Raw genomic sequence first — 16,797 nt, forward strand, 5'->3', positions numbered from 1 at the left:
AAAAGCTTGATGCGATCGCCCAGGGCTGCTATAGTAGTAGACTGTTCAGGACGCATAGCTCAGTTGGTTAGAGCACCACGTTGACATCGTGGGGGTCACTGGTTCGAGTCCAGTTGTGTCCATTGAGTCTGCGTCCACTGGCTGGAATCGGCCTTCTTGCATCTGGTTTGTAGCCAAGTTTTTTAGCCGATTTCTAGCCAGTTTGGAAACTGGTCAAGTCTTTGTCTGGAATTCTACGGCCAGAGCGTGAAGTATCTGGCAAGACGGCACAACACGCTCCGGACACCATTTCAAAGTGCCGTTTCACAGGTTCGAGTTTGCGATTCAGGACTGACCACGCAGATTGCTGTTGGCTGTAGGATTTTCCAGATTGACTTGACCGCTTAAACACAAGATTGCCGTGTGAAGACTGATTTCATAACGGGTCGTTGTGCCGCGGACGTGAGTTTGGGCATTCTAAACTAAGTCATTCAGCACGCATCTGCTAATCAAAAACGCGCCGCCGCGATCGCTCGTTTAGCCTTCCCCCCGTAGGCGCGATCGCACACTGCTTCATAACCACTTCGGAATCAGGGAAAATCGCCATGACTAATGCTTCGGTTAATCACGCGGCCAATTCCGCGCCCAGCAGCACTGCTAGTCCTGCGCCTACGCTTGATAGCGCAAAACTTAGGACGTATCGAGATTACGGAATTAGTCGCTTTGAGCAGCTTCTGCTGCAATTGCCACCCCAGCCCCACGATGCCGATCGGTTCCTAGATCGGGCGATTCGTCAGCTCACGGGGTTGCCGCCTGCGCCTGCCAGTGCCCATCCCTATCACGGCATCTACGGCACAACGTTCACCATGGCCCATTATCGAGATGGGGGGAGCGATCGCCTGCGGGATTTGCTGATGAAACAGCCAGAACTACACCCGCTGGATAGCGAAATCGACACGTTTATCCGGTTGCTCTCAGATCTGCCTGCCCGCCCCGCTGGAAGCTTACCTTACGTGCGGCTATTTATCTTACCTGAGGACGCACCGCCCCAGCCCGCACCACCCAATACCCAGGCCAACTATCCCCCCGCAAAACGGCAGTTCGTGACGACGGATCAGATTTTGCAGATTATTGGCTCTAGCCAATTGCGCGATCGCGTAATTGCCATGACTCCCGGCATCAACGCCACCTTCGAGCGGTTTGAAATCAACACGCCCCTGCGAATAGCCCATTTCTTTGGGCAGGTGTTGCACGAAAGCGGTGGCTTCCGCTATCTGCGCGAAATCTGGGGCCCGACGGATGCCCAGCGCCGCTACGAGCCGCCGTCGAGTCTGGCGCGAAATCTGGGCAATACGCAACCGGGCGATGGCGCACGCTATATGGGGCGCGGCGTAATTCAGCTAACGGGTCGCTCCAACTATGCTCAGTTTTCCAGGGCAATGGGGGTTGATTTTGTAGCAAATCCCGATTTGGTTGCGTCGCCGCAGTATGCCGTTACGGCCGCCGGGTGGTTCTGGCAAACCCGCAACATCAACCAACACGCTGACCGCGACGACCTGATTGCTGTAACCCGCGTGGTGAATGGCGGCCGCAACGGTCTGGCCGATCGCCAAAAATACCTGAACCGGGCAAAGCAGGTGCTAGGCGTTCGCTGATCGACGGGGGATTAGAAGGGGATCAGGCCCGTTCAAAATAGCGGGCCCGTTCCCAACTCGTCACCACTTCATCGAATTTGCGCTGCTCGGTCTTGAAGAAATGCAAATAGTGGTCAATCGTGGCTTCGCCAAAGGTGTCCCGCGCCCACTGGCTCTTCTCTAGCTCATAGATCGCCTCATTCAGGCTGTGGGGCACCTGCGGCAAATCCCGCGCCTCATACACATCGCCCTCAAACATGGGCGGTGGCTCGATTTGGTTTTTGATGCCGTCGAGTCCAGCCGCGAGGGTGGCAGCAAAGGCAAGATAAGGATTGGCATCGGCTCCCGGTGCGCGACACTCTAGCCGCAGCGAGGGGCCGTGTCCCAAAATGCGAAAGCCCGCTGTGCGGTTGTCATAGGACCAGGCAATGCCCGTTGGCGCAAAGGAACCTGCTACGTAGCGCTTGTAGGATGTGGGATAGGGCGCGTAGAACGGGAAGATTTCGCGGACATGCGCCATCCAGCCGCCGAGGAACCAGCGAAACAGCGGCGAACTATGCACCGGGCCAAAGGCTTCCTCACCGGGGAACAGCGCGATCTTACCTTCCTGATCCCACAGGCTAGCGTGCAGGTGCATACTCGACCCAGCGTAGCGCTCGTCCCACTTGGACATGAACGTGACGGCGACGTTGTTTTGCCAGGCGATTTCCTTGGCAGCGTGCTTGTAGAGAATGTGGCGATCGCACATTTCTAGAAAATCTGCATAGCGCAAGTTAATCTCCTGCTGCCCCGGCCCCCATTCGCCCTTGGAGAACTCGACAGGAATTCCCGATCGCTCCAAATGCTTACGGATTGCGCCAATGAGAAACTCTTCCTTGGTGCCCTGGAAGATATGATAATCCTCAATGTAGCTGCCGATGGGCTGGAGGTCATGATAGTTCTTCTGCCGCGCGGTTTCGTAGGAATCGGCAAAGACGTATAGCTCCAGTTCCGATGCCCCTTTGGCAACATAGCCCAGCGACTTAGCCCGTTCTACCTGCGTCTTCAGCAGGCTGCGCGGCGCAATCTCAACCCGCACATCCTCTTCTTCGTTGTAGATATCGCACAGCACGATCGCCGTTTTCTCTAGCCAAGACGCAACTCGTAGCGTACTCAGGTCAGGAATCATGCGAAAGTCGCCATAGCCACTGGCCCAACTGGTGAAGTGGTATCCCGGAACCGGGTCCATTTCCATGTCGCAGGCCAGCAAATAATCGCAGGCGTGAACGCCATCTTGCAGTACGTCGTTCACAAAAAAATCGCCCGTAATCCGCTTGCCGATCAGCCGTCCGTAGAGGTCTGGGAACACGGTAAGGATGGTTTCAATCTGTTCATCCTGAACAAGCTGCGTCAGCGTTTCGACAGTCAATCGGCCACGAGAAGAAGAATGCATAAAGGAATACGAAATAGAAGGATTAAAGAATGGGGAGTATTGGCTAGAGAAGTAACAAAGAGACGGACGCTCCGCTACTCTGCAATGAAGACACTCTTCCACTCACTGTAATGATCTAACACGGCGAGTCCCAGTTCGCGACCGATGCCGCTGTGCTTCACGCCACCGAAGGGGGCTTCCAGATGGACACTGTGACCTGTGTTGATAGAGAGAACGCCCGTTTCAATGGCGCGGGCAACACGGAGGGCGCGGCCGATGTCGCGGGTCCAGATAGAGCCAGAGAGTCCGTAGAGACTGGTGTTGGCGATCGCCACCGCTTCTTCTTCTGTGTCAAATGGCATAGCACAGAGAACCGGGCCAAAGATTTCGTCCTGGGCAATTCGCATATTGGGCGTGGCGTGGGCGAAGAGGGCAGGCGTGAGGTACGCGCCCTGGTCGAGCGGGGATTCGGTGGGCACTGTGCCGCCGCAGAGCAGGGTTGCGCCTTCCTGCTGCCCCAGCATGATATAGTCCAACACGCGATCGCGCTGCTGGGTGGAAATCAGCGTACCAATTTCCGTCGATTCGTCGAGCGGTGGGCCAATTCGGAGCGCCTGGAATTGCTGCGCCAGGCGATGCAAAAACTCGTCATAAATCGGGCGCTGAATCAACAGGCGCGATCGCGCACAGCAGTCCTGCCCAGCGTTGCCCAGCACGCTCCACATCGCCTTGGGAACCGCCAGATCCAGATCTGCATCGGCAAACACCAAATTCGCCGACTTGCCGCCCAGTTCCAGCGTCACGCGCTTGAGGTCGTCTGCCGCCGTCCGCATAACGTGCATCCCGATTTCAGTCGAGCCAGTGAAGGAGATCTTTCGCACCAGCGGATGCCGCAGCAGTGCCTCGCCCGCCACCGATCCTGCGCCCGGAACCACGTTAAACACACCGGGCGGAATGCCTGCTTCTAGGGCCAGTTCACCTAGCCGCAGCGCTGTGAGCGGCGTTTGGGTGGCAGGCTTTAGCACCACTGGATTGCCCATTGCCAGGGCAGGCGCAACCTTCCAGGCAGTGATGGCAATGGGAAAATTCCACGGCGCAATCAGCCCACACACGCCGATGGGTTCCCGAAACGTCAGATGGGTGCCTGCTGCTGCCACGGGGGTCGTCTGTCCGCTGATCTTATTCACGGCTCCAGCGTAATACTCGAAGCAGTCTGCGGCCAGGTTCACCTCGTCGCGGGCATCGCGGATGGGTTTGCCGACGTTGCGGCTTTCCAGTTGGGCCAGCGGTTCCAAATTTTCGCGGATGAGGGTCGCCAACTTCAGCAACAGTTGGGTGCGATCGCGACTATTAACCTTACGCCAGGGCGATCGCACTTGATCGGCGACCTGCACAGCCCGATCGACATCATCGGCTGTGGCTGCGGCGACTTTAATCCAGGCATCCCCCGTGGCGGGATCAATGAGTTCGGTGTATTGCCCTGACTCGGCGGGGAGGCGATCGCCCCCAATCAATAAATCTTGCGTCCCAAAACCTTGCGTCACACTATCACCATTTATATCAAGATCAAGTCCACATCAAGTCTATTGTCGAGTCACTTTCAAGCCATTGTTCAAGAAGATTGCAACGGCGCAAATCAATGGTGTGAACCAATAATGCAAACCATGCCAACGTGAACAATGAAAGATATATAGATTGAACGATTTATGATGTATAGATTGAACGATTTATATAGATTGAATGCTCTGAGTGAATTGAATGTGGATGCAAAAGCAAAAGATGCAACATTCACCCAAAGGTATGAATCTATTCCATTCAACCTCAGAGCTAAAGGTATGCGGTTATTGAGTATGCTTCCGTAGCTAGTGTTACAAAGTCTGGATTCCGGTGATACAACTTAAAAGTGAGAGCGATTTGTGACGATCGCCAAAAGTATTGAAACGACCCAGTGAGCAACGAACCCCACTGCTATACCGATGGCTCGTGTTTAAGATTTATCCTAGTTTGCTCAAGACATCAAAAGCAAAAGCTTCCAGGCGCAAAAGCTACTCTAAAAATTATCTCAAACCAACTTTCATAGCAGGGCATTTAAGTAACTGTTAGTAGCCAAAATATGCTCCTGAATCTTGAGACGGGCGAGGTCGGGTCGTCCCAGGCATATGGCATCTACGATCAGCTGGTGCTGATCATTGGCATGGAGACATTGGGACTTACTGTAGGGCGCGGCCGTCAGCAAATCCGACAGTTCAGCATGAATATCTGCAACAACCGACGACAGCCGATTGGTCTGGGTTGCTGCGGCAATCAGCAGATGAAATCGCGTATCTAGCTTGCGATATTCTGCATGATTGTCTGCTTGCTCCATTGCGTTAACCAGCGCTTGCAGTTCCCACTTTTGCTCGTCGGTCGCCCGTTGAGCGGCTAGCTCTACCACGCCCGACTCCACCACCAGTCGATGATCCAAAATGCCCGCAATGGAGGTTCCTCTAGCACTGAGGCGGGTTCGCAGATTTTGTAATGTTTCGGGCACCGGGTGCTTGGAGACAAAGGTGCCTCCCGTGCGCCCCCGACGCGCTACCAAAATGCCCTGCTCGGTCATCAGGCGAATTGCCTCTCGGACGGTAGCCCGACTCACGCCCATAATATCGGCAATTTCCCGTTCGCTCGGCAGTTGGTCGCCGGGTTCATACAGCCCCATCTTTACGGCTGAACTGAGCCGCTCTAGAGTGACTTCAAAAGCGTTGACTGTCGGTTTTGGGCCTCGCAGGAGGGCATCAGCCGATTGCCGTGATGTGTTGAAGCTGAGCAGTTTGGTGCTGTGGGGCGCAATTGAAACGGAGGAGTTTGTTTGCTGTTGGGACGTTTCGTTTTGGTGCAGGATAGTCATCAGGGGGGAGCGTTTGCTATCAAGTCAGAAATAGGAGCGAATTTAAAGACTTAAAAATTTACGGGGTGATCTTACGGGGCGATCGCCCTGACAGATTTCACAATATTTTTCACAACACCACGTATCTGTCCAAATATCCATCCAGCAGATAGGACAGTTAAGACAGTTAAGGCGCTTAGAAAATGGTTTCTGTGCCGTGAGTTTGAATTACCCTAACACAACCTTGAGAAAACTCAGAAGATTCAGTCCAAAATTCCCACAGAGTCGTCGGCTGGAATCGTTGACCCGTCTTTGAATTAAGTGTTGAATCAAGTTATGTTGCTCAGAAATGACTACTTTGATAACTATTTTGTTGCAAAGCCCAATTTTGTAGGGTGTTCAAATTTCTATCCGCCCTCCCCAAATTTGGGCTTGTATTTTCTAGCGGTTCCTGGTTAACGGATGAGGAGGCTGAGTTTGTAAACTCAGAATTTTGCACTTCCAGTTCGGCGTAATGGCAGATACGATTGATGAAATTGGGGCGATCGCCTAACCCTGATTACGACACCACAAAATCCCTCATAGGCACCTCGATTAATTGCCTGATTGCGGATTTTTAGGACTTAAACCGTTGAAATCTCGTTGCTATTTTCAATAAGGATTGAATTTTTCGAGGTGCCCTCATCTTAAATGAGTCATTGTAAAGAAAAAAGTCATTTTTTTCGCGCACTCCAGCAGAAATTGGCCGGCATGCGCTGGCGATCGCCCAACAGCTTATTGACCACAAGACTCGACAAGTTAAAGATAGCGACTATGGATAAAACGTCAACTGCGGCAGCCCCAGCGTTTCTTCCCAGCCCATCATCAGGTTGAGGCACTGGAGCGCCTGACCCGCCTGTCCTTTCAGCAAGTTGTCGATGGCAGACATGACGATCACGCGGCCTGTGCGCGAATCTAGCTCGATGCCGATGTAGCACAGGTTCGTGCCGCAGGCCCACTTGGTTTGGGGATAGGTGCCGCTGGGCAACACGCGCACCCACGGCGCATTGCGGTAGAACGCAGAATAGATGGTGTGCAAATCGTCGCGCACCAGCCCCGGATCGCGCATGGTGGCGTAAATTGTTGCCAAAATACCGCGCACCATCGGCACTAAATGCGGCGTAAACTGCACCAGTACCTCATGCCCAGCCAGGTCACTACAGACCTGCTCGATTTCGGGCGTGTGGCGATGGCGACCGCCGACGTTGTAGGCGCGGAAGGAACTATCAGCTTCGGCCAGCAGCATATCCACCTTAGGGGGCTGGCGACCGCCGCCGGAGGTGCCCGACTTTGCATCGATGATGGCAGTTTCGGGAATGATCAGCCCTTGCTTGAGCAGCGGCGCAAGACCCAGCAGGCTAGCGGTGGGATAGCAGCCAGGACAGCCGATCAGTTGGGCTTCGGCAATGCGATCGCGGTATAGCTCCGGTAGCCCGTACACCGCCCTGGTCGCAACCGCAAAATCGTCGCGATCGCCCCCATACCAGGTCTTATAGGTCTGCAAATCGCTGAACCGATAGTCGGCGGACAAGTCCAGCACCTTGCAGCCCTTTTCCAGCAGGCGCGGAGCCATCTTGTAGGCGAGACCATTCGGTAGAGAAAGGAAAACAACCTGACAGCGATCGCCAATGGCTTCCACATCCACCGACTCCACCGATAGATTCACCCGGTGCCCCAAGTGGGGGTAGAGTTCTGCAAACGGCTTACCCGCCGTGCTTTCACCACCCAGATACGCCAACTCCAGCTTGGGATGCTCTAGCAACAGCCGGACCAGTTGAATGCCCCCATAGCCCGACGCGCCCACAATGCCGACGGGAATACGTTCTAAATCACCCATGATGATTGCCCTTATACAACGCTAGCCTCAGCAATTTTCACTCCAACAGGTTCAGCCTCAACGGCTTCAAAAATCAGGTTTAGCATTCCATCATTCATCGACGGGTGCACATTACGGATGCATCTGAACGGATGCATCTGAACGGATGCATCTGAAGAGATCAGCCTCGATACCCTGCATCGCCTGATCAGGTGATGCCCAGCCCTAACCTAAAAAAACGAGAATCGTTTAATCAGTTCAAAAGTTCATAAATCAGTAGGTTAACAATAAAACACCCTGCTATTTTGCGCTATCCAGGAAATCAAAAGATTTTTGGGAAATCGAGCCGCCCCGCAGAGCCAGCCTCAACCGTGCTGAATTCGTGCTGCTAGCGCCTAGCTACCAAAGCGCCTAGCTACCAAATTGTGCGAATAAACCCGTCTGCAATGCGAACCGTCCCCATCATAGCGCCGTGCTTGTCAATGGTTTAGCCGAAAGAGATACAATCGATTTAGCCGATCGCTTCAGAGAACTTTACATTTGAGCCTAATTTCAGCCCGACTCCACTGCTGAGACGGCCCTATTTACCAAACTCTATTTTTCTCTCTTCAATCAGGAATTTTCTCGTGGAACCGCTTACGCCTGCCGCTACACCCGCTCAACCCGCTCCTGCATTCCAATTCGACTCGATCGAGTCTGCCCTGGCCGATCTCAAGGCGGGTCGAATGATCGTCGTGGTCGATGATGAAAACCGCGAAAACGAAGGCGATCTCGTCTGCGCTGCCCAGTTCGCCACGCCCGACATGATCAACTTTATGGCCGTGGAAGCGCGGGGGCTGATCTGTCTGGCCATGACCGGCGAACGGCTCGACCAGCTTGACCTGCCGCTGATGGTCAGCAGCTACACTGACGAAAGCGAGCAGACCGCCTTCACCGTCAGCATCGACGGCGCAACCCACCTCGGCGTGACCACAGGCATCTCGGCCGAAGACCGCGCCCGCACGATTCAAATTGCCCTGAACCCGCTGACCAAACCCAGCGACCTGCGCCGACCCGGCCATATCTTTCCCCTGCGGGCAAAAGAAGGTGGCGTGCTAAAGCGGGCCGGCCACACCGAGGCCGGCGTAGACCTAGCGCGACTGGCAGGTCTATACCCAGCAGGCGTAATCTGCGAGATTCAAAATCCCGATGGCTCAATGGCGCGGCTGCCAGAGCTGGTGGAATATGCTCAGCGGCATGGGCTGAAGCTAATCAGCATTGCCGACCTGATCAGCTATCGGCTCCAGCATGAGCGGTTCGTGCATCGCGAGGCAGTGGCGGATCTGCCGACCCAGTTTGGGCACTTCAAAATCTATGCCTATCGAAATTTGCTGGATAACTCCGAGCATGTGGCTATTGTGAAGGGCGATCCGGAGACGTTTGAGGATCGCTCTGTGTTGGTGCGTGTGCATTCTGAGTGCCTTACAGGAGATGCCCTGGGGTCGCTGCGGTGCGATTGCCGAATGCAGCTTCAGGCGGCACTGAAGATGATTGAGAACGCAGGTGCGGGCGTGGTGGTCTATCTGCGGCAGGAGGGGCGCGGCATTGGGCTGATTAACAAGCTAAAGGCTTACTCGCTGCAAGATTTGGGGTTGGACACGGTGGAGGCAAACCAGCGGTTGGGTTTCCCGGCTGACCAGCGAAACTATGGCATGGGCGCACAGATTCTCAACGACATTGGTGTGCGCCAGTTTTGCCTGATTACCAACAATCCGCGCAAGATTGCCGGACTCAAGGGGTATGGGCTGGAGATGGTGAGCCGGGTGCCGCTGCTAATCGAGGCGACTCCGTTTAATGCTGATTATCTGGCAACGAAAGCAGAAAAACTGGGACATCTGCTGCTGCAAACCTACCTGCTGACGCTGGCGATTCGCTGGGAAGACGACCCCTCGGTGACGGAGCGCTACGACCGACTGGAGAAGCTGCGTTATCTGGCCAAGGTCCACGATCTGCTGGTGCAGGAAGAGGCGCGGCCGGTGGCGATCGCCCTCTTTAACCAGTCGTCGCTGATCGTGCATCTGGGCTTTGGACAATCGCAGACCGCTAGCCCCGACTGGTTTCAGCAGCCAGAGCATCCCGCGAAACGGGCGATCGCCCAAATTCTCGACCAAGTTGCCGCCTGGCCAACCGTGCAGCAGCTAGAGTTTCTGGTGTCTTCGGGGGGCGACCCGATGACCAATTTACAGGTGCAACTGGATCGCCAAATCTTTCGACTGAAGCGGGACGACAGCGCTAATCAGGTGCGCCCCTCGGAAGTCTGCACTAGTCTGGCAACCCAGCGAATTTATGTGTTTTCCACGCACCCGCCGACGGACTAGCGAGCGGTCAAGCGGCCCGACCCATCCACTGCTAACGCGCTACTCAACCTCCACATCCACCCATACCAGGCGATGGTCGGAACTGATAATCGGATCGCCATCGCCCACCAATCGGAACAGTGGATCACCCGGAGCGGGCCAGAAAACACCCGCGCCGACGACCCGGAGATCCGTCGAGGGCAGCACATAGTCGAGGCGGAGGCTCTGACGACCGAAGCTGGCGGTGTGGAAGCGGGTGGGGCCAGTGGCGGTGCTGGCGGCGGCGATCGCCTGTCCCCCTGCGCTACTGGGCGCGAGGTCGGCATTGACGCGGGGATGGTCGAGCAGTTGGGCGATCGCCCCCGGCATTCCGTCGCCATCGATGGGGTCGGCGTTCAGGTCGCCCATAATCACAAACGAAGCTGTGTCGCTCAGACCGCCCCGCTGTCTCCGGTCGTCATAGAGATAGTCGGCGCGGCCGGGCGTGATGTAATCTGCCCACAGGCGCAATTCGTCATGGTTGCGGCGGCCGTTGCGGTCTTCGGGCCCGTCGAATACGGGCGGCGTGGGATGGCTGGCAAGGACATGAATCGTGCGATTTCCCACACGAATGGGCACATCCCAGTGATTTTTGGATGACAGCCGAAACACCGCCAATTCTTCTGGAGAATACCAGTTGCCCGCGTCGGGGGTCGCCGGATCGCTGGGCAGCAGCGCACCGGGCATATCTTTCCACAAAAACATTTGGAACGTCCGCACCTGATCTAGCACGATGGGATATTTCGACAGCAGCACCATGCCGTATTGCCCTGGAAACAGCCCAAATCCAAACGCATCGCCTCCGTAGGCGCGAGTCCCCGGTGTAGTGCTGACCTGCCCGTCGTTATCTAGGTCAAAGCCGGACGGAATGCCTGTATTGCTGGGTGCGAGATAGACGTAGGGAAAGCGGATGGGCGCAGCGCCGTTGTGCCCCACGGCGAGATAGTTTTCCTGAAAGCGGCGCACTGCTTCGCCCGTCGTGTCATAGTCAAACTCCAACAGCAGCAGCACATCAGGGTTCACCCGCTGGATGATTTCGGCGACGGCCTGCACCTGCGGATTGTTGGGTGTTGCCAGATCCGCCAGCAGTTGTCCCTCTGCTTCGCGGTTGAGATAGGCGTTGAACGAGGCAAAGCGAATCGGTGCTGCCTCAGCAGAAGATTGCAAAACTCCTAGGCTGAAGCAGGCGGCTGTTCCCAGCATTGTTGTCTGGCAAAGCACACTCACTTTTATTTTCGGTCTAACCGTTGAGAGAAGGCGAGAAAGCATGAATGCCTCTAGGTTTCAGGAATCAGTCGCTTTTTAGTCGCTTCTATTGTCTCCTCCTTTAGGGAGAATTTCAAATCTTATTTGGCAAGATTTAATCCTCCGCTCTGCTGAGAAAAAACTGTGAAAACCTAACCGCTTTCGCTCTAGAGATTGATTTGAAGCAGGGGGTATTCAGCGTATAACTAAGTGCAGGATAAATGAGTCACTCAATGATTCAAAAATGATTCAAATGAGTCAAGCGGTGCTTATGAATTGAGCGGATTTCTGAGTCCAACTATCTAATTCAATTAGCGCAGTTCGATTGAGTCAGGCTTGACGAATTGTAATTCTTGGAGGAACTCCCATGAAAACTTGGAACCAACTAAAGCAGTCGATCTATAAAGTGGCGATCGCCTTTTCGTTTGTCGTGCTAATGCTGTTTACCGCCTCGCCTGCTCTTGCGTTTGGCTTTGGCAATCGGTCTAGCGCACCCAACGAAGGCGTAGAAAAGCTGGATGGAATCTACGAAAAAGCAGAGGAAGCGCTGAATTCGGGTCTGCAAAGCATGGAAGAAGTGCAGGATCGGGCCCGTAAGGGAATCAATGAAGTTCAGGAAAATGCTGACGTAGACAAGATGAGTCGTCCGTCTAACTCCCGTCAGGCGGTAACGATTCAAGAAAAAGCTGAGCGTGCCCTGGAAAAGGTAACACAAAACCGTTAACGCAACCTGGCTACCTAAGTTTACAGTGTACCTTCGCTGAAATGTCCCCTGAGTTTACTAGACTCAGGGGCTTTCAAATTTTGATTTGTTATTCAATTTCTAGATCAAGTGACTCCTTAGAAAAGGACAGAAAAGGACTCACATATACGAATTGGCTCTGGCGTAATCACCTACAGCGTAGCAAACATTTCGCAGGCTCTTTAATAGCTGTTGCTCTAGGTGTTTGTCTTGAGTAGATTGGGCGATCGCCAGTCGTTGTTCATAGCACTCGATGGCTTTGGCATAGTCTCCCATCGCGTCGTAAATCACGCTGAGGCTTTCGAGCGCTTGGTCTTCATTTCGTCTGTCGCGCAGGGTGCGGGCGATCGCCAGCCGCAGTTGATGATAGGTAATGGCTTTGTTGTAATCCCCCAGAGAATAGCAGGCGCTCGCCAAGTTTTTGAGGATTTGCCCTTCGGTAGACAGGTCAGCCTGCTGTCGAGCAATTTCCAAAAGTTGCTCGTAGCACTCCACCGTTTTCTGACCGTTTTCTAGTGCGTGGTAGGCATTGCCCAAGTTTCGCAAAACCTGCCCTTCTACCTGCAAATCATGCAGTTCTTTCGCCAGACGCAGGCTTTGTTCGTAATAGGCGATCGCCTGTTCACAATCCCCCATTGCCTTATACACCATGCCGAGGTTGTTGAGCGCCGCCATTTCGCCCCGTCGATCCTGAATTTCACGGGCTACAACCAGCGTTTGCCCTTTATATTCAATGGCCTTTTCAAAGTTGTTCAAATGGCGATAGGCATTGCCCAAATTTCCCAAGGCCTGACGCTCGGTGCGCCGATCCATTGTCTGACGAGCCATCGCCAACGCTTGATAGGAATGGGCGATCGCCTCTTGGTATTGACCCAGCGCATAAAAGGCCAGACCCATGCCGCTGAGGGTCATGCCTTCACCCTGCAAATCATGCACTTCTCGATAGCCAAAGAGGACATGTCGAAACGTCTTCAGGGCTGATGGATAGTCCCGAATTTGATATTGCTCAATCGCTTTTTCCAGCAGTTGATCTAGCTCAGCTTTTCGAGTGCCGAAGCTCGCTGCTTTTGAATTGCGAACGTCCGTGGTTCGCTCGGTTTCTGGGACAAAGGTTCCCCGATAGGAATCAAAAAAATCAGCCATGACTGCGATCGCCTCCCGATTCAGTCCATCTTCCAATCCGTCGGATCATTGCAGATGCAAACGTCCATCCAGATGGAATCTTCTTCAATGAAACATATCTGTAGTCCTAGCTGCAAATTACTAGTGACTCGATCACCTCGTAGATCAAAATCTAGCCGCAGACCTAATGAATTATCTCTGGCTTTTTAACCAGCTTATCTACCCGTTCCACTCTCTCAATTGAGCTTGGAAATCAATCAGCGTTCAACAAGTTTGTGTGTAACTCGGCCTTCAACCCATCGGACTTTAACTAGAGTTTGATTAGCGTTTAACTAAGGATTTAACTGGGGTTTAACTAGGGTTCAACTGGGGTTTAACTAGGGTTCAACTAGGGTTCAACCAGGGTTTAATAGCTGCTCTTGAGGGCAGCAAAATTCGTCACAAAATTGTCAATGTATGAGGGCTGAGCTTTTCGTTATCTTCAGCTTGCCATGAAGATTGTGCAAACTCCTACGGTAGATGCCCTGAAAAATGCCGCCTATAGCGTTCCAATTCCTCAATTGCTCCCGCCGCATCTGCGTACATCCCCATATTTTTTGGTAGCTAAATATACATGCCTGGAGTCCATTGCTGGCGGCGATCGCCACATTGCCCACATCTTCTAGGCTTTTGCTATAGGCTGAAGGAGAATGTCTCCTCTCTTGCTTCTGCCTTTGTGACTGCTGTTTTCGCCGATGAGCGGCTGCTGTTTACGCCTGCAACGCCGGATGCCGACGCGGTTCCGGTAATTTTTGCGTTTCCCAATGACTATACCGTTGGCATCACTAGCCTGGGCTATCAGGTGGTCTGGGCGACGCTGGCGACGCGGGCCGATGTGCAGGTCAGCCGCCTGTTTACCGATCTGCATGAACCGCTGCCAGCCTGCCCCGAATTGCTGGGGTTCTCCGTATCCTGGGAACTGGACTATGTGAATATTTTGGGGCTGCTGGAGTCACTGGAGGTTCCCCTGCGATCGCCCGACCGCACCGATGCCCACCCGCTCATTTTCGGGGGCGGCCCTGTGCTGACGGCCAATCCCGAACCCTTTGCCGACTTTTTTGACGTGGTGCTACTGGGCGACGGTGAACTGCTTCTGGATGCGTTCATCACGGCTTACAAAGCAGTGCGGCAGGAGGGGCGATCGCAGCAGCTTCGACAGCTGGCGCAGGTTCCGGGAGTCTATGTTCCGTCGCTATATGACGTGACCTACACTGCACCAGATGGAAAAATCCGGGCGATCGCCCCGCTGGAAGGCGCACCTGCGGTCATTGAAAAGCAGACCTATCGCGGCAATGTGCTGTCGGCTTCGACCGTCGTTACCGAGCGGGCCGCCTGGGAAAACATTTACATGGTGGAGGTGGTGCGGAGTTGTCCTGAAATGTGCCGCTTTTGCCTGGCCAGCTACCTGACGCTGCCCTTTCGCCCGGCAAGTTTGGAGCAATCGCTGATGCCTGCTATCGAGCGGGGGCTGGCGGTGACCAATCGGCTGGGGCTATTGGGCGCATCGGTGACGCAGCATCCAGAGTTTGACGAGTTGCTGGATTATCTGAACCAGCCGCGGTTCGACGATGTGCGGCTCAGCCTGGCCTCAGTGCGGACGGGCACCGTGACCGAGAAGCTGGCGCGATCGCTCGTGCGGCACGACACCCGCTCCATTACCATTGCGGTTGAAAGTGGGAGCGATCGCCTGCGGCAAATCATCAACAAAAAGCTGGACACTGAAGAAATTGTTCAGGCTGCCATCCACGCCAAAGCGGGCGGCCTCAGCAGCCTCAAGCTCTACGGCATGGTTGGCATTCCGGGCGAACAGCCCGACGACCTAGAAGCAACTGTTGAAATGCTGAAAACCTTGAAAAAAGCCGCGCCCGGTCTGCGCCTGACGCTGGGGTGCAGCACCTTTGTGCCCAAAGCGCATACGCCGTTTCAGTGGTTTGGCGTGAACCCGGAAGCGGAAAAGCGATTAAAGTTTTTGCAAAAGCGACTGGGGGCGTTGGGAGTCGAGTTTCGTCCTGAAAGCTATAATTGGTCGGTAATCCAGGCGTTAATTTCACGGGGCGATCGCCGTTTGTCCCATTTACTGGAAAGGGTCCGTCACTATGGCGACACGCTGGGCAGCTACCGCCGCGCCTTCAAGGAACTGCGGGGAACCCTGCCACCGCTAGAGGCTTACGTTTTCGACCCCTGGCAGGCGGATGACCTGCTGCCCTGGGAGCACCTGCATGGGCCACTGCCCAAAGCGACCCTGCTCAAACACCAGGCGAGCGCGATAGCCCTATTTGCCCCCGCAATGGTCTAACCCGGCTCTCGCTTACCCGCGAACAATTTGCCCAATTCCATCGTCTGCAAGTTTATGCTTGTGTCTACCCACGTTGGAAATAGGCCCAATCTGGGTAGTCTACGCTAGGGTTTCCCTTTTCGTTCTTCCCTCTTCGTTCTTCCTTCCTTGTTCTTCCCTCTTACCAAACCGTTATCATGATTGAAAAGTCCAGTGAATGGAACCAGAGAGCAATGCTGCGCCGCGCCGCCCGATCGCCCCATGCCTACACCGGGTCGCGGGTCAGGGTGGCTGCTGCTGTTGCGCCCCAGCCAGAAGTGCTGACCACGAAGGGTCTGGATTTCCTATCGCTGGCGGTTTGCTCCTGTGCGCTAACGCTGCTCTGCCACTCGGCCACCAGTCCGCTCCATAGCGCCAACCCCAGCAACACGGCCCCCGTGCGCCCGCCCGCCATGAGCCGCACAGCCACCACGCCCTCTTTCGCACCTTTTACGCTGGTTTCTCCTTCGCCCGAAGTGAAGGAACAGGACGAAGACCAAGACTTGTAAACTGCTTGGAAAGCCATCTAGCAAGCCGTTTAGCAAACCGTTTTGATAAACAGCCTGCCAGATTGTTTAGATCCTTCCGAAGCGGGCAGCGGGAATCGAACCCGCATCAACAGTTTGGAAGACTGTAGTTTTACCACTAAACTATGCCCGCGAGCATTCCCGTAACGGCCCTCGTCAAAGGTGTGAGGCAAAGGCATTGGGAAATTCTCAAGCTTTACTAGGTTAGCACAATTCTAAAAGCAACCTGACAGGAGTATTGCTCAGTTTTTGGGCGATCGCCCTCTCACGTCGCCTGCGATGCGATCGCCCTTGAGTGCCGACCTCACTGGTTTTTCGCTAGGGACTGGCGATCGCCGCCGCCACCATCGACAGCAGCGCGATCGCCCCCAAAACGCCCCCTGTCCACAGCGCCAGCCGCCGCGAGGTAAACCGCGCCCACACCAGCAAGGTCAAAAATGCCGCCAACCCCACCAGCAGCGCCACCAGCACCAGGGGCAAATCGGGGGGCAAATTGTCGCGAATCATCTCCCGAAAGCGCCCCGGCGCAAACGCAGACAACAGCAGCGTGAACGAAGTGAGGGCGATCGCCAGCCCTCCCATGACCACACAGGTTCCTGCAATGCCTTGCAGAAAATACAGCCCGTCCTGGCGAAAACGGTTTTGAGTAATTGACATAACTACAGGTGAATAGGGCTAGACAAAACTA

General features: G+C 54.6%; 12 protein-coding genes and 2 tRNA genes. 6 read left to right on the forward strand and 8 right to left on the reverse strand.

Features of this window, described 5'->3' with window-relative positions; all coding sequences use genetic code 11:
* Positions 1–48: 48 nt before the first annotated feature.
* Both IGS16_RS08165 and IGS16_RS08170 read left to right on the forward strand, forming a co-directional pair.
* Positions 49–122, forward strand: a tRNA-Val gene (locus IGS16_RS08165).
* A gap of 462 nt (positions 123–584) precedes the next feature.
* Entirely contained in the window at positions 585–1,634 is a 1,050-nt protein-coding gene (locus IGS16_RS08170) for a glycoside hydrolase family 19 protein (RefSeq protein WP_297084899.1), read from the forward strand.
* A 22-nt stretch (positions 1,635–1,656) separates the two neighbouring features.
* Here the strand turns inward: IGS16_RS08170 and IGS16_RS08175 are convergent, their stop codons facing one another.
* The 4 genes from IGS16_RS08175 to argC form a co-directional block, all read right to left on the reverse strand.
* Entirely contained in the window at positions 1,657–3,045 is a 1,389-nt protein-coding gene (locus IGS16_RS08175; protein ID WP_297084900.1) for a glutamine synthetase family protein, read from the reverse strand.
* Between the two features lie 74 nt (positions 3,046–3,119).
* A complete protein-coding gene (locus tag IGS16_RS08180) occupies positions 3,120–4,568 on the reverse strand; it encodes an aldehyde dehydrogenase family protein (protein WP_297084902.1) in 1,449 nt (482 codons plus the stop codon).
* A 530-nt stretch (positions 4,569–5,098) separates the two neighbouring features.
* A complete protein-coding gene (locus IGS16_RS08185; protein ID WP_297084903.1) occupies positions 5,099–5,911 on the reverse strand; it encodes a FadR/GntR family transcriptional regulator in 813 nt (270 codons plus the stop codon).
* Positions 5,912–6,701: 790 nt separating this feature from the next.
* On the reverse strand, positions 6,702–7,766 hold the full coding sequence (argC, locus tag IGS16_RS08190; RefSeq protein ID WP_068511699.1) for an N-acetyl-gamma-glutamyl-phosphate reductase: 1,065 nt from the start codon (positions 7,764–7,766) through the stop codon (positions 6,702–6,704).
* Positions 7,767–8,371: 605 nt separating this feature from the next.
* On the opposite strand from argC, the gene ribBA reads away from it, so the two are divergent.
* A complete protein-coding gene (gene ribBA / locus IGS16_RS08195) occupies positions 8,372–10,102 on the forward strand; it encodes a bifunctional 3,4-dihydroxy-2-butanone-4-phosphate synthase/GTP cyclohydrolase II (protein ID WP_297084905.1) in 1,731 nt (576 codons plus the stop codon).
* Between the two features lie 39 nt (positions 10,103–10,141).
* Here ribBA and IGS16_RS08200 read toward each other — a convergent pair whose 3' ends face one another.
* Complete coding sequence (locus tag IGS16_RS08200) at positions 10,142–11,287, reverse strand: endonuclease/exonuclease/phosphatase family protein (protein ID WP_297084907.1); 1,146 nt, start codon at positions 11,285–11,287, stop codon at positions 10,142–10,144.
* Between the two features lie 445 nt (positions 11,288–11,732).
* Here IGS16_RS08200 and IGS16_RS08205 point away from each other — a divergent pair, with 445 nt between their 5' ends.
* On the forward strand, positions 11,733–12,089 hold the full coding sequence (locus IGS16_RS08205; protein WP_297084908.1) for a hypothetical protein: 357 nt from the start codon (positions 11,733–11,735) through the stop codon (positions 12,087–12,089).
* 138 nt (positions 12,090–12,227) lie between these two features.
* Here IGS16_RS08205 and IGS16_RS08210 read toward each other — a convergent pair whose 3' ends face one another.
* Complete coding sequence (locus tag IGS16_RS08210) at positions 12,228–13,250, reverse strand: tetratricopeptide repeat protein (protein WP_297084910.1); 1,023 nt, start codon at positions 13,248–13,250, stop codon at positions 12,228–12,230.
* Between the two features lie 694 nt (positions 13,251–13,944).
* Between IGS16_RS08210 and IGS16_RS08215 the strand changes: the two genes are divergently transcribed.
* Positions 13,945–15,564, forward strand: coding sequence for a radical SAM protein (locus tag IGS16_RS08215; protein WP_297084912.1), 1,620 nt, complete (start codon positions 13,945–13,947; stop codon positions 15,562–15,564).
* Positions 15,565–15,740: 176 nt separating this feature from the next.
* A complete protein-coding gene (locus tag IGS16_RS08220; RefSeq protein WP_297084914.1) occupies positions 15,741–16,091 on the forward strand; it encodes a hypothetical protein in 351 nt (116 codons plus the stop codon).
* Between the two features lie 80 nt (positions 16,092–16,171).
* On the opposite strand, the gene IGS16_RS08225 is transcribed toward IGS16_RS08220, so the two are convergent.
* Positions 16,172–16,242 (reverse strand) — tRNA-Gly (locus IGS16_RS08225).
* Between the two features lie 185 nt (positions 16,243–16,427).
* Positions 16,428–16,766 (reverse strand): hypothetical protein, encoded by a 339-nt coding sequence (locus tag IGS16_RS08230; RefSeq protein ID WP_297084915.1) that lies wholly within the window; start codon positions 16,764–16,766, stop codon positions 16,428–16,430.
* Between the last annotated feature and the right edge of the window lie 31 nt (positions 16,767–16,797).

Source organism: Thermoleptolyngbya sp. C42_A2020_037 (genome assembly GCF_015272455.1).
In the GTDB taxonomy this organism is placed as follows: domain Bacteria; phylum Cyanobacteriota; class Cyanobacteriia; order Elainellales; family Elainellaceae; genus Thermoleptolyngbya.

What these genes read in the sequence shown, in the direction of transcription:
- IGS16_RS08175 (WP_297084900.1), bottom strand. Translation starts at nt 3,045, where the DNA reads ATGCATTCTTCTTCTCGTGGCCGATTGACTGTCGAAACGCTGACGCAG.
- IGS16_RS08170 (WP_297084899.1), top strand. Translation starts at nt 585, where the DNA reads ATGACTAATGCTTCGGTTAATCACGCGGCCAATTCCGCGCCCAGCAGC.
- IGS16_RS08230 (WP_297084915.1), bottom strand. Translation starts at nt 16,766, where the DNA reads ATGTCAATTACTCAAAACCGTTTTCGCCAGGACGGGCTGTATTTTCTG.
- argC (WP_068511699.1), bottom strand. Translation starts at nt 7,766, where the DNA reads ATGGGTGATTTAGAACGTATTCCCGTCGGCATTGTGGGCGCGTCGGGC.
- IGS16_RS08185 (WP_297084903.1), bottom strand. Translation starts at nt 5,911, where the DNA reads ATGACTATCCTGCACCAAAACGAAACGTCCCAACAGCAAACAAACTCC.
- IGS16_RS08205 (WP_297084908.1), top strand. Translation starts at nt 11,733, where the DNA reads ATGAAAACTTGGAACCAACTAAAGCAGTCGATCTATAAAGTGGCGATC.
- IGS16_RS08220 (WP_297084914.1), top strand. Translation starts at nt 15,741, where the DNA reads ATGATTGAAAAGTCCAGTGAATGGAACCAGAGAGCAATGCTGCGCCGC.
- IGS16_RS08210 (WP_297084910.1), bottom strand. Translation starts at nt 13,250, where the DNA reads ATGGCTGATTTTTTTGATTCCTATCGGGGAACCTTTGTCCCAGAAACC.